The organism is Streptomyces sp. NPDC002156 (assembly GCF_053593675.1).
The window spans coordinates 1-11,785 of the sequence record NZ_JBSFDA010000241.1; the positions used below are offsets into that span (position 1 = coordinate 1).

Consider the following 11,785-nt stretch of genomic DNA (forward strand, 5'->3'; position numbering starts at 1 on the left):
CGGGCCGGGGTCGACAACAAGCGGGCCTCGACGATTCTGCGGGCGGTTCGGGTCGCGGGGCGGCTGGATTCCGGGGCGCCGCCTCTCTCCGTACTACTTCGATGTACTACTTCGATGCGGGCGGACTCACCAGGGGCGTGGCCGCCTGGGCCTGCGGGGAGCCCGTGTTGGAGTACGCCGAGGGGGCCGCCATGCCCGCCGTCGGGTCCGCGGGCGGCTCCTCCTCCGCCACCGGCGGCGTACCGCCGACGATGCGGATGCCCGCCGCGTCCAGGGCCCGCTTGACGCGCCAGCGCAGCTCCCGCTCCACCGTCAGGGACTTGCCCGGCATCGTCTTCGCCGAGAGGTGGATGACCATCGAGTCCAGGAGCACGCTGTCCAGGCCCAGGATCTCGATCGGGCCCCACAGCATCTCGTTCCAGGGCTCTTCCTTGCTCATCTGCTCGCCGACCTCGGCGAGCGTCGCCTTCAGCCGGTCCAGGTCCTCGTCCGAGCGGACGGTGACGTCGACGCCGGCCGTGGCCCAGCCCTGGGAGAGGTTGCCGATGCGCTTGACCTCGCCGTTGCGGACGTACCAGATCTCGCCCTGGTCGCCGCGGAGCTTCGTCACGCGCAGCCCGACCTCGATCACCTCACCGGACGCCACCCCGGCGTCGATCGTGTCGCCGACGCCGTACTGGTCCTCGAGGATCATGAACACGCCGGAGAGGAAGTCCGTCACCAGGTTGCGGGCGCCGAAACCGATCGCCACACCCGCGACACCGGCGGAGGCGAGCAGCGGGGCGAGGTTGATCTCGAAGGTGCCGAGGACCATCAGGGCGGCCGTGCCCATGATCAGGAAGCTCGCCACCGACTTCAGCACCGAGCCGATCGCCTGCGAGCGCTGACGGCGGCGCTCCACGTTCACCAGCAGACCGCCGAGCGCCGTGCCGTCCACCGCCTCGGCGGTGCGGCTCATGCGGTCTATGAGCTTGGTGATCGCCCGCCGCAGAGTCATCCTCAGGACCGCCGCGATCACCACGATCAGCAGGACTCTGAGCCCGATCGACAGCCAGGTCGACCAGTTCTGCTCGACCCAGCTCGCGGCGTTGGTCGCGCTCTCCTGGGCGTCCTGGAGTGACGGGACCAGTGCGGTCGGTGACTCCGAGGGAGTCGGCGACGGCGACGAACCGGCGGCCAGTAGGACGGCGGACAAGGACACGGCGGGTACCTCCAGAGCGGCCTGCCCCCGGCACGGATGGTTACGGCGATCAGCTCGTCGGTCAGCTGGTGATTCAGGTCACGGAAAGGTCACCGGAAGGACAGAACCACCACACTAACGGGGCAACGTGTGCGGATCGGCGCGATGTTCGAGGGAGAGACCGTGCTCACCTGGGGATAGAAGAGGGTGTGGTCCCGGGGAAGTGCACAAGGTGTGGTCGAAAACACTCCCAGCCCGTTACCGGGACGTGGTGGCGCTGCCACCAGGCGAGAGGGGAGACTGACTGCAGATCGTCCCGGCGCGAGCCACGCGCCGCCGACGCCCAAGGAGGCATCCGTGCCGCATGTCCTGGTACTCAACGCGTCGTACGAGCCACTCGGCGTCGTACCGCTCCGCCGCGCGCTCGTCCTCGTCCTGGAGAACAAGGCAGTCTCCTTGGAGGAATCGGGCGCCTTTATGCACAGCGCGACCGTAACTGTCCCCGCACCCAGCGTGGTCCGGCTGAAGAGGTTCGTCCGGGTTCCCTATCGGGGGCCCGTTCCACTGACCCGTAGGGCACTGTTCGCCCGAGACGGCGGCCGGTGCATGTACTGCGGCGCCGCCGCGACCAGCGTCGACCACGTCATCCCGCGTTCCCGCGGCGGTCAGCACCGCTGGGACAACGTGGTGGCGTCGTGCCGCCGCTGCAACCACACCAAGGCGGACCGCCATCTCTTCGAGATCGGCTGGCGGCTGCGCCACAAACCCGCCCCGCCCACCGGTCTCGCCTGGCGCATCATCGGAACCGGGCATAGGGACCCGCGCTGGCTGCCATACCTGCAGCCGTACGGCGCGGACGACGCGTTGGCCCGGATCGACGGCATCTCAGCCTGACATCCGGGCTTTCGTATACCTGAATAGTGAGTACCCAGTACCCGCACGCCTGTACGGATCTTCCGTACGGTACGGATGCGATCCGGCCCAGGGAACCCCCGTTCCCCAGGGCCGGATCTCTCATGCCCGGCCGCTCACACGTACCGCAGCTCCGCCGGCCGCGCCGAACGGCGCAGCAGCGGCAGTGAGGTGGCCGCCGCGAGCAGGCACGACACGTACACCGCCGGCGGCACCAGCAGCGCCGTGTACGGCACCGAGCGGCTGCCGTCCTGGGCGATCGCCGCGTACCAGCCGCCGATCAGCAGGCCTCCGGTGCCCGCCAGGAGCAGCGCCGGTGCCAGCGGCAGGGCCGTCTCCAGGAGCAGCGCCCGGCCGAGCACCGCACGCGGCACCCCGGCGGCGGCCTGCGCGGCCAGGCCCCGGCGCCGGGTCGCCACCGACTCGGCGGTGCCCACCCCGAGCCCGCACAGCGTGATCACCAGGGCGACCAGCACGGCGGCGCCGGTCAGGTCGACGCCGGTGGTGTAGAAGGACTTGTCCACGGCCAGCATGTGCTCGCCGCGGTCGCTGATCGAGGTCAGCAGCACCTCCCGGACACCGACGAACCCGGTGCCCACGGTGGTCACCAGCAGCACCGCCGCATGGGTCCGGGCGGCGGCCCACGGGTCGTCGCGCAGCCGCTCCGCCGCGATCAGCGTCGCGGGATCGGCGGTACGGGCGGCAAGGATCCGCCCTGTGTACCGGGCGGTGGCACCGGTCAGCCACAGGGCGCCCATCCCGGTCACGACCACCACGGAGAACACCAGCACCGGCGCGGTCTCGTACCCGCCGAACGTGTCCGGCGCCAGCAGCACCCCCACGAGCAGCAGCCCCAGGACCGCCGTAGGGAACGGCATCCCCGGCCCCCGTCCCTCACGCGGGGGCACCCGCCGGACCCGGCCCAGCGGCGAGGCGACCACGCGCCGCAGCGCGAGCACGCCGACGAGCGAGCCCAGCACGGGCACGGCGACCGCGACCAGCGCGACCCCGGCCCAGAAGGCGCCAGGCGGCCGCTGCCACTCACGCAGCAGGAACAGCACGCAGAACACGGTGGCGAGGCCTGCGCCGAGCAGACAGGCGAGCCCCGTCTCCAGCGCCGCGATCCGCCGCACCTGCGCCGCCCCGGCCCCCGCCAGCCGCAGCGCGGCCAGCCGCCGGTCCCGGTGCACGGCCCCGACCCGCGCACACTGCCCGAGAAACCCGAGCACGGGCACGAGCAGCAGCACGAGGGCGAGAACGATGCCGGAGCGCTCCCCGGGCCGGTCCAGCAGCCCGTTCCCGAAGCCCACGCTGCGGTACCCCCGCACCGAGGCGACGGCCACGGCGGCCAGCGCGAACCCGGTCGCGAGCGCCGCCCCGACCCCCGTGAGCAGAACCCGCCACCACTCCCGCCGGTCGGAGCCCCGGGTGAGCAGCCAGGCGAGCCGCAGATCGGCACGGAGGGGGCTGCTTCGGAAAGCCTTGCCGGGCGTCATGAGCTCACCTCCGCCGAGGGTTCGGCCCCGTCGGCTGCGACGACCACCCCGTCGCTCAGTCGCAGCTCTCGGTCCGCGTACGCCGCCACCTGGGCGTCATGCGTGATCAGGAGGACCGCTGTGCCTGACTCGCGGGCCGTGTGGGTGAGCGCTGCCATCACCTGCTCGCCCGCGAGGGAGTCCAGGGCGCCCGTCGGCTCGTCGGCGAAGATCACCTTCGGGGCCGTGACCAGGGCGCGGGCCAGCGAGACGCGCTGGGCCTGGCCGCCGCTCAGCTCGCCCGGGCGCAGCGTCTCCTGGCCCAGTACTCCGAACCGCTCCAGCCATTCGCCCGCCTGTTCGTGCGCCGCCGCGCGCGAGGTCCCGGCGAGCAGCAGCGGCAGTGCCACGTTGTCGAGGACGGTCAGTTCCGGGATCAGCTGGCCGAACTGGAAGACGATCCCGAACTCCGTGCGCCGCAGCTCGCTCAGCCGCCGCTCGGGCATCGTGTCGAGCCGCTCCCCGGCGTACTCGACGGTGCCTGTGTCCGGCCGGACGATCCCCGCCAGACAGTGCAGTAGCGTCGACTTGCCGCTGCCGCTCGCCCCCGTGACGGCCAGGATCTCGCCCGCCCGCAGCGCGACCGAGGCGCCGCGCAGCGCGGGCGTCCTGCCGTGCGTCTTGGACAGGCGGCTCGCCGTGAGGAGGGGTGGTGGGGCCTGCTCCTCGGATATGTCCCCGTTGGTGGTGGTCATGCCGTGTCGACCTCCGCGGTCAGTGTGGTGAGCCGGGCCGCCGTGGTGGTCATCCAGCGGAGGTCGGCGTCGAGGTGGTTGAGGGCGTAGTCCGCCGAGAGCACGGTCGAGAGGTCCGAGCCGGGCGCGGTCTTGACCGCAGTCAGCTCCCGCATCCGCGCCATGTGCGCGGCCCGCTGGTCCAGCAGATACGCGGCCGGGTCCCCGCCGGCCAGGATCGCGACGACGACCTTGGCGAAGATCTCGTTGACGACGTGCGGCGCGGGTGCGCTGATCTGCCGTACCCAGTCGGCGAGTTCGCGTTCACCCTCCGTCGTCGCCCGGTACTTCGTCCGCTCGGGGCCGCCGTCCGCGTCGGTGCCGTCGACCTCCGCGAGGCCGTCGCGCACCAGGCGCTGCAGGGTCGTGTAGACCTGCCCGTAGGCCAGCGGCCGGGCCTGCGGGAAGCGTTCGTCGTGCCGTCGCTTGAGGTCGTAGCCATGGCTGGGCCCTCCGGCGAGCAGCCCCAGCAGGATGTGGCGGGTGCTCATGCCGGTCATTATGCACTCGCTACATGTACTGAGTGAATAGTGGAAGGTGGGGGACTTCGTCGTGCGAGCGGCGGAAGAACCACGGAATGCGAGCTTCGGTGCCGTGGTTCGTCCGTTCATACACGTCTGCCGTCCCGCCCACTGGGTAGGCCTGCGAAGGAAACCCGCCAACAAGGAGGCCTCCGTGGCCGTACCGGCCTACATCTTCAGTGCCGAGAGCGCGTCCGCCGAGGCGCCGCTCACCAGTGAGCCGCCGCTGCCCGCCGCCGAGCCGCTCACCAGCGAGCCCCCGCTCGCCGACGAGGAGGCGATGACGAGCGAGCACGCCGACGCCGAGGCGGACCCCACGGGGCTGTACGAGGGTCCGGTGCCCGCGCTGTCGGACCTCGCGGGGCTGTAGATGACTGCTCAGGAGTCGGCCGAGAGCGGGGAGCGGCTTGCGCTTGCCCGGCTTGCCGAGCTGTACGGAGTCTCCACCTCCTTTCGGCCCTCCCCGGACCGGACCGTCGCCGCCTCCGACTCCGCGCTCGTCGCCGTGCTGGGCGCGCTCGGTGTCGATGCGGGCAGCGCGGAGGCCGTCCGGGTCGCTCTCGCCGCGCGGGAGCGGGAGCTGGCGGCGCGGCTGCTGCCGCCGACCGTGGTGTGTGGCGCCGACGGTGCGGCCACCGCGTTGGCCGGGCTGCCGTCCGGTACGCGGCTTCGTGTTCTTACAGAGCAGGGCGAGGTCTGTGACTCGCTCGAACGGCTTCCGCCCGGTGTGCATCAGCTGGACGCCGTCGCGCCCGACGGCCGCACCGCCCACGCCCACCTCGTCGTCGCCCCGGCCCGGCTGCCCACGCCCACCGGACGCTCGTACGGCATCCTCGTGCAGCTCTACTCGCTTCTCTCCCAGCGTTCCTGGGGCATGGGTGACCTCGGTGATCTGGGGGAGCTGAGCGCCTGGGCCGGGCGGGCGCTGGGGGCGGGGTTCGTGCAGGTCAACCCGTTGCACGCGGCCGTGCCCGGGGCGCCGACCGATCCGTCCCCGTACCGGCCGTCCTCCCGGCGCTTTCCCGATCCCGTGCATCTGCGGGTCGAGGCCATTCCCGAGTTCGCGTACCTCGAAGAGGCCGGTGGGCGGGTGCGCTCGCTGCTGGAGCGGGCCCGGCGGCTGCGGGAGTCGGTGCTGGACAAGGGCGCGCTGATCGACCGGGACGCCGTGTGGGAACTCAAGCGCGAGGCGCTGGAGCTGGTGTGCGCCGTACCGCTCGGGCCCGGGCGGCAGGCCGAGTACGCCGACTTCCTCGCGCGGGCCGGTGAGGCGCTGGAGGACCACGCCACCTGGTGCGCGCTGGCCGAGACGCACGGCTCGGACTGGTCCCGCTGGCCGGCCGGTCTCCAGGACCCCCGCTCCGCCGAAACCGCCCGCGCCCGGCGCGAGTTGATGGACCGCGTCGACTTCCACTGCCACCTCGCCTGGCTCACCGACACCCAGCTCGCCGACGCCCAGCGGTCGGCCCGCGACGCGGGCATGCCGGTCGGGATCGTGCACGACCTCGCCGTCGGGGTGCATCCCGGGGGCGCCGACGCCTGGGCGCAGCAGGAGTACTTCGCGGCCGGCATGTCGGTCGGCGCGCCCCCGGACGCCTTCAACGCGCGCGGCCAGGACTGGGGCCTGCCGCCCTGGAGACCCGACCGCCTGGCAGAGTCCGGCTACACCCCGTACCGCCGACTGCTGCGCTCCCTCTTCGGCTACGCGGGCGCCCTGCGCATCGACCACGTCATGGGCCTGTTCCGGCTCTGGTGGGTGCCCCAGGGGCAGGCGCCCACGGAAGGCGCGTACGTCCGTTACGACGCCGAGGCCATGCTCGCCGTCCTCGCGCTGGAGGCCTCGCGGGCCGGGGCGATCGTGATCGGCGAGGACCTGGGCACCGTCGAGCCGGGCGTCCGGGAGACCCTGCACGAACGCGGGGTGCTCGGTACGTCCGTCCTGTGGTTCGAACGGGACTGGGACGGCGACGGGCGCCCCCTGTCCCCGGACCGCTGGCGCGCCGACTGCCTGGCCACCGTCACCACCCACGACCTGCCGCCCACCGCCTCCCGCCTCACCGGCGACCACGTCGAACTCCGCGACCGGCTGGGCCTGTTGACCAACCCGGTGGAGGAGGAACGGGCCGCCGCTTCCGCCGACACGGGGGAGTGGCTCACCCTGCTCTCCCGCCTCGGCCTGCTGAAGGGGTGCAGCGGCGGCCACTCGGGCGCGGGGGAGGAGGCCGAGATCCAGGCCGTCCACCGCTATCTGCTCCGCACCCCCGCCCGCATGATCGGCGTCTGGCTCCCGGACGGCGTCGGCGACCGCCGCCCGCAGAACCTGCCGGGCACATGGGACCAGTACCCGAACTGGCGCCTGCCCATCGCCGACGCGGAGGGCAGGCCGGTGACGCTGGAGGAACTGGCGGGGTCGTCCCGGCTGTGGGCGCTGATGGAGGTGTTGCGGGAGGGCGGGTGAGTGTTCCTGTGGCTCCCCGGGCCCTCATACGGCACCCCGGGCGCGCGGCCCCGCCGGGCGTTCGCTACTTTTGCACCGTGGACAACAAGAACGCCCTGCGCGCCGGTGCACTGGTCGCCGGTACGACGCTGATGATGCTGCTCATGACGTCTCCCGCGCTCGCGCTCACCCGCGACGACGGTGACGACCCCGGCCATGGCCTGAGCGTCATCGAGACGCTGGGCCTCTATGTCGTCGCCCCGATCGGCCTGTTCGTGGTCATCGCGGGTCTGGTGATGGTCCTGGACAAGTCCTCGGACCGCGCCCCGAAGGCCGCCAAGCCCGCCAAGGCGAAGGCCTGACATCTCCTTCTGATCGTTCCGAGGGCGCCGTTCTGACCCCATCAGTCATGGGGTGAGAACGGCGCCCTCGGCCTGTTCTCAGCCCTCCGTCGCCGTCAGCAGCTCCCGCAGCAGGTCGGCCAGTTGGCCGGCCTTCTCCGCGTCCAGGGCGGCCAGGGCCTCCGTCTGGGCGTCGACACCGACCCCGACCGCTTCGTCGACGCGGCTCAGTCCCTCCTCCGTCAGAGTGACCTGGAGGCCGCGCCGGTCGTGGGGGTCGGGGGAGCGGCGTACCAGCCCGGCCCGTTCCAGCTTGTCGAGGCGGCCGGTCATCCCGCCGGTGGTGAGCATCAGCGTCGACGACAGCTGACGTGGCGACAGCGTGTACGGCTCACCGGCCCGGCGCAGGGTCGCGAGCACGTCGAACTCGCCGCGCCCGATCCCGAACCGCGCGTACGCCTTCTCCGTCCGGTCGCCCATCGCGCGCGCGAGCCGGTAGATACGGCCGAAGACCTCCATCGCGGCGGTGTCCAGATCGGGGCGCACCACCGCCCACTGGTCGATGATCGCGTCGACGGGGTCCCTGCGCTGCTGCGGCGGCTGTGCACTCATGCGCCGAGTATCGCCGAGGAACGGGCGTCAATGGTCACACGCAAGAAAGTTGCTCGCGGGAAAGTAGCTTGACTGCAAGTTGCTTAGCGCTAAGCTAATCAGCGCTGACCTACTTGAAGGGTGCGCCCATGCCCGCGAACCGCTCCGCCCACCTCCCCGTCATCCTCCTCACCGCCCTCGCCCCCATCTCCTGGGGCACCACCTACGCCGTCACCACGGAGTTCCTCCCGCCCGACCGCCCCCTCTTCACCGGTCTGCTGCGCGCCCTGCCCGCCGGGCTCTTCCTGCTCGCGCTGACCCGGGTGCTGCCGCGCGGCGCCTGGTGGTGGAAGGCGGCGGTGCTGGGCGCGCTCAACATCGGCGCCTTCTTCCCGCTGCTGTTCCTGTCCGCGTACCGGCTGCCGGGCGGTATGGCGGCGGTCGTCGGGTCGGTCGGCCCGCTGTTCGTCGCCGGGCTCGCGACCGTGTTCCTGGGCGAGCGGCCGACCGTACGGACCCTGCTCACTGGCATCGCGGCGGCGCTCGGCGTCAGCCTGGTCGTGCTGAAGGCGGCCGGGGCGCTGGACACCGTGGGTGTGCTGGCCGCCCTCGCCTCCACCGCGTCGATGTCGACGGGCACCGTTCTGACGAAGCGCTGGGGCCGCCCGGACGGCGTGGGCCCGCTCGCCCTCACCGGCTGGCAGCTGACGGCGGGCGGCCTGCTCATCGCGCCCCTCGCCCTGCTCGTCGAGGGCGCCCCGCCCGCGCTGGACGGCCGGGCGGTCGGCGGGTACCTCTACCTCGCGCTGGCCAACACGGCGGTGGCGTACTGGCTCTGGTTCCGTGGCATCGGCCGGCTCACCGCGACCCAGGTCACCTTCCTCGGCCCGCTGTCCCCGCTGACCGCCGCGATCGTGGGCTGGGCGGCCCTCGGCCAGGCCCTGACACCGCTCCAACTGGCGGGCATGGGGCTGGCGTTCGGGGCGACGGTGGTGGGACAGCTGGGGGTACGGGGTGCAGGGGCCGCCCCTGTGCTCGGCGCCGGGGCGCGGGAGGCCCGGGTTCCCGTCTCGCTGTCGCACCGCTGATCGGAGGACCAGGGCGTTCAGGCGAGCAGGGCGGCGACCTCGTCGCGGATCGACGGCATGGCGGTGTACAGGGTGCCGGGGCAGTCGGTGGACGCCCAGTGCCGGTGGCCGCCGATCACCGGCGCGGGCCGGCTGACCCCGCTGACGGGGTTGACGTAGACCACCTTGCCCAACGGGGCGAGCGTGTGCCGGTCGGCGAGGTCGGCCAGGAGCTGGACCAGGGCGGTACGGGCGGCCGACGAGGGGGTGTGGTGGTGAAGGTGCCCAGCATGGCTATCCCGATGTTCCCCGAGAGCGTATGGACGGGGTGGTAATTGTTCGCCAAGAGGTAAGTACGAGGCCGAATTAGCTCGATCGTGTGATGGTCGGCTCCTGCGCTTGTGGCGTCCTGGGCCGTCCGGGTTAGCGTTGCTGTGCGATCTGGGACGTCGGATACGGCGTCAGCGTGCGGTGCCCCTGCTCCACCGGTGTGATGGTTCAGGGCCTCTCCGTCGCCTCTGGCTGTACCTATTTGGCCGGGTCGTGAGGGAACTGGCCTCCCGGGCCCGGACCACGTACAGGATGCGTGTCGCCGCCCCGGGGTCGAGTACGCCGGGGACCAGTGCGCCCAAGACCGTTCGGGGCGTGCGGCTGGGTAGGGCTCACTCCCACCCAGTCCACAGGAACGGTAGTACTCGGACGGCCAGGAGCCAACTGCGGACGGCCTGTTCCGGGAGCCGGGAGGTCCAGGCGTCTTGCCATGGAGCTCTCCCTGTCGGGCCGTTGGACTGCCTGCTGCTAGAAGGCCGAGATGGCGCAGGCGTCCTTCGGGGCGTAGAGCCGGGACCAGGTGCTGGGGCCGACGATGCCGTCAGCGCCTCCGACGGTCTCGTTGCAGGTCTGTACCCAGTGGACGCCCGCCAGCGTTCTCGCCCCGTAACTCCCGTCCCCTTCCAGCCAGTTGGGGTAGCCACTGTAGAAGTTGATCAGACACTGCACCTGACTGACCGCGTTGCCCGTGCTGCCCGGGTTGACCGTGGGCCGGGCCGCGTCGTCGATGTAGTTGCAGTTGGTCTCGGCCGCCGCGGCGTGCGCCGTGGGCGCGCCGGTGAGCAGCGCCGCCCCCACGGCCAGTACGGCGGTGCCGCCGGTGAGGGCGGAGCGGTGGACGAACGTGCGCATGGTGCCTCCCTCGGAGAGTTCGGAGAGTTCGGAGAGTTCAGCGAGTCCGGAAAGCGGGACCGGCCATGAGTTTCCCCCTGATCGGGCTGTTCGGTCGATGGTTCGCACGGAGCTGTTTCGGACGATCCGGGAACTGCTTTCGACACGACCTTGTCAGCTCCGTCGAGGCATCGACATACTTTTGCGCCTGGGTGTAAAAGCCGTGGTCAGCGAGGGGAATTAAATGCTCCGGATCCACTTTACGGACGCCGATCTCACACGCGTCCGGGTGGCGGCCAGGCCGGATCCGCTCTGGGAAATATTCTTCAGCCTGCTGCGCTTCCAGAACCGCAAGGGCCTTTGGACGTACGCCGGTTGGCATCGAAGCGCGCGCGAGGCACTGCACGACAAAGGCCTCGCACCCGTTGTCCGCAATGTGCTGCTTCCTCTTTATCCGAGGGGCACCTATTTCCCGGATTTCCTCACGCCAGGTGAGGCGTCGGAAGGGCTTGATGCGGGTCTTGACGCGATCCTCGACATCCCCCGGCCGCGCGTACTCCGCGAACTGGGGATTCTGGACAAGGTGAGCGGGGCTCCCGCCTGGGCCGGGCAATTGGCCGACATTCAGCCGCGCAAGGAATTCGTCCGAACGGTCCGGACCTATTACGACGTCGCCATCCGCCCCCACGACGATCACATTCAGGCCCATATCGACGCCGACCGCTCCGTCCGCGCCCGGGCCCTGCTGGACGGCGGCATGGACGGGCTCCTGGCCGGGCTGGGCCCGTACATGCGCTGGCGGCGGCCCACGCTGGAGGTCGAGTACGCCGAGGACCGCGATCTGTATCTGGAGGGGCGCGGCCTGACGCTCGTCCCCTCGTACTTCTGCTGGGGTTCCCCGGTGTCGCTGGCCGACTCCGGTCTTCCGCCGGTCCTCGCCTACCCGCTGCGCCACGCGGCCTCGCGCACGGACGGGACCGACGGGACCGGCGAGACAGCATCCCAGAACCCCCGGGCCCCGCTCGCCGCGCTCCTCGGCACGACCCGCGCCGTCATCCTCCAGGCCACGGCGGTCGGCGCGACGACCGGTGAACTCGCCCGTGCCGCAGGGGTGTCGGCGGCGTCAGCGACCCGCCACACCACCGTGCTGCGCGACGCCGGCCTCCTCGTCAGCCACCGCCACGGCCCGGCCGTCCTGCACACCCTGACACCCACGGGCGCGGCGCTGCTGCGCCCGGACCCGGCGTAGGACGGAGTTGGGGCGCCCCGGCAGACCGGGGGGCCCAACACCCTACAACAACCCACC

At 71.7% G+C, this 11,785-nt stretch carries 13 protein-coding genes; 6 read left to right on the plus strand and 7 right to left on the minus strand.

Annotation, left to right across the window (positions count from 1 at the left end; translation table 11 throughout):
• Positions 1-106 precede the first annotated feature (106 nt).
• Entirely contained in the window at positions 107-1,201 is a 1,095-nt protein-coding gene (locus tag ACWCRB_RS45950) for a mechanosensitive ion channel family protein (RefSeq protein ID WP_451001767.1), read from the minus strand.
• 336 nt (positions 1,202-1,537) lie between these two features.
• On the opposite strand from ACWCRB_RS45950, the gene ACWCRB_RS45955 reads away from it, so the two are divergent.
• Positions 1,538-2,074, plus strand: coding sequence for an HNH endonuclease (locus tag ACWCRB_RS45955; RefSeq protein WP_235479080.1), 537 nt, complete (start codon positions 1,538-1,540; stop codon positions 2,072-2,074).
• Between the two features lie 134 nt (positions 2,075-2,208).
• Here ACWCRB_RS45955 and ACWCRB_RS45960 read toward each other — a convergent pair whose 3' ends face one another.
• From ACWCRB_RS45960 to ACWCRB_RS45970, 3 genes are read right to left on the minus strand one after another with little or no spacing between them, the layout of a single operon-like run.
• Complete coding sequence (locus ACWCRB_RS45960; RefSeq protein ID WP_451001768.1) at positions 2,209-3,588, minus strand: ABC transporter permease; 1,380 nt, start codon at positions 3,586-3,588, stop codon at positions 2,209-2,211.
• Positions 3,585-4,322, minus strand: coding sequence for an ABC transporter ATP-binding protein (locus tag ACWCRB_RS45965; protein WP_451001769.1), 738 nt, complete (start codon positions 4,320-4,322; stop codon positions 3,585-3,587). The genes ACWCRB_RS45960 and ACWCRB_RS45965 overlap by 4 nt, the downstream gene beginning before the upstream one ends.
• Complete coding sequence (locus ACWCRB_RS45970; RefSeq protein ID WP_451001770.1) at positions 4,319-4,852, minus strand: PadR family transcriptional regulator; 534 nt, start codon at positions 4,850-4,852, stop codon at positions 4,319-4,321. The genes ACWCRB_RS45965 and ACWCRB_RS45970 overlap by 4 nt, the downstream gene beginning before the upstream one ends.
• A gap of 151 nt (positions 4,853-5,003) precedes the next feature.
• Between ACWCRB_RS45970 and ACWCRB_RS45975 the strand changes: the two genes are divergently transcribed.
• From ACWCRB_RS45975 to ACWCRB_RS45985, 3 genes are all read left to right on the plus strand, one after another.
• Complete coding sequence (locus tag ACWCRB_RS45975; protein ID WP_405540660.1) at positions 5,004-5,252, plus strand: hypothetical protein; 249 nt, start codon at positions 5,004-5,006, stop codon at positions 5,250-5,252.
• Entirely contained in the window at positions 5,253-7,340 is a 2,088-nt protein-coding gene (gene malQ / locus ACWCRB_RS45980) for a 4-alpha-glucanotransferase (protein WP_451001771.1), read from the plus strand.
• A 77-nt stretch (positions 7,341-7,417) separates the two neighbouring features.
• Positions 7,418-7,681 (plus strand): hypothetical protein, encoded by a 264-nt coding sequence (locus ACWCRB_RS45985; protein ID WP_369033275.1) that lies wholly within the window; start codon positions 7,418-7,420, stop codon positions 7,679-7,681.
• Positions 7,682-7,759: 78 nt separating this feature from the next.
• Here ACWCRB_RS45985 and ACWCRB_RS45990 read toward each other — a convergent pair whose 3' ends face one another.
• The gene (locus tag ACWCRB_RS45990; RefSeq protein WP_451001772.1) at positions 7,760-8,272 is read right to left on the minus strand and encodes a MarR family winged helix-turn-helix transcriptional regulator; all 513 of its coding nucleotides are present in this window, start codon (positions 8,270-8,272) and stop codon (positions 7,760-7,762) included.
• Positions 8,273-8,400: 128 nt separating this feature from the next.
• Here ACWCRB_RS45990 and ACWCRB_RS45995 point away from each other — a divergent pair, with 128 nt between their 5' ends.
• The gene (locus ACWCRB_RS45995) at positions 8,401-9,339 is read left to right on the plus strand and encodes an EamA family transporter (RefSeq protein WP_451001773.1); all 939 of its coding nucleotides are present in this window, start codon (positions 8,401-8,403) and stop codon (positions 9,337-9,339) included.
• Positions 9,340-9,356: 17 nt separating this feature from the next.
• Here ACWCRB_RS45995 and ACWCRB_RS46000 read toward each other — a convergent pair whose 3' ends face one another.
• Together ACWCRB_RS46000 and ACWCRB_RS46005 are read right to left on the minus strand one after the other, a co-directional pair.
• Positions 9,357-9,512 carry a hypothetical protein gene (locus tag ACWCRB_RS46000; protein WP_451001774.1) on the minus strand — a complete coding sequence of 52 codons (156 nt, stop codon included), beginning with the start codon at positions 9,510-9,512 and terminating at the stop codon, positions 9,357-9,359.
• A 604-nt stretch (positions 9,513-10,116) separates the two neighbouring features.
• Entirely contained in the window at positions 10,117-10,500 is a 384-nt protein-coding gene (locus tag ACWCRB_RS46005) for a peptidoglycan-binding domain-containing protein (protein WP_451001775.1), read from the minus strand.
• Positions 10,501-10,723: 223 nt separating this feature from the next.
• On the opposite strand from ACWCRB_RS46005, the gene ACWCRB_RS46010 reads away from it, so the two are divergent.
• Positions 10,724-11,728: an ArsR/SmtB family transcription factor gene (locus ACWCRB_RS46010; RefSeq protein WP_451001776.1), complete on the plus strand. Its 1,005-nt coding sequence runs from the start codon at positions 10,724-10,726 to the stop codon at positions 11,726-11,728.
• The last annotated feature ends 57 nt before the right edge of the window (positions 11,729-11,785 follow it).

What these genes read in the sequence shown, in the direction of transcription:
- ACWCRB_RS45960 (WP_451001768.1), bottom strand. Translation starts at nt 3,588, where the DNA reads ATGACGCCCGGCAAGGCTTTCCGAAGCAGCCCCCTCCGTGCCGATCTG.
- ACWCRB_RS45965 (WP_451001769.1), bottom strand. Translation starts at nt 4,322, where the DNA reads ATGACCACCACCAACGGGGACATATCCGAGGAGCAGGCCCCACCACCC.
- ACWCRB_RS45970 (WP_451001770.1), bottom strand. Translation starts at nt 4,852, where the DNA reads ATGAGCACCCGCCACATCCTGCTGGGGCTGCTCGCCGGAGGGCCCAGC.
- malQ (WP_451001771.1), top strand. Translation starts at nt 5,253, where the DNA reads ATGACTGCTCAGGAGTCGGCCGAGAGCGGGGAGCGGCTTGCGCTTGCC.
- ACWCRB_RS45990 (WP_451001772.1), bottom strand. Translation starts at nt 8,272, where the DNA reads ATGAGTGCACAGCCGCCGCAGCAGCGCAGGGACCCCGTCGACGCGATC.
- ACWCRB_RS45995 (WP_451001773.1), top strand. Translation starts at nt 8,401, where the DNA reads ATGCCCGCGAACCGCTCCGCCCACCTCCCCGTCATCCTCCTCACCGCC.
- ACWCRB_RS46005 (WP_451001775.1), bottom strand. Translation starts at nt 10,500, where the DNA reads ATGCGCACGTTCGTCCACCGCTCCGCCCTCACCGGCGGCACCGCCGTA.
- ACWCRB_RS46010 (WP_451001776.1), top strand. Translation starts at nt 10,724, where the DNA reads ATGCTCCGGATCCACTTTACGGACGCCGATCTCACACGCGTCCGGGTG.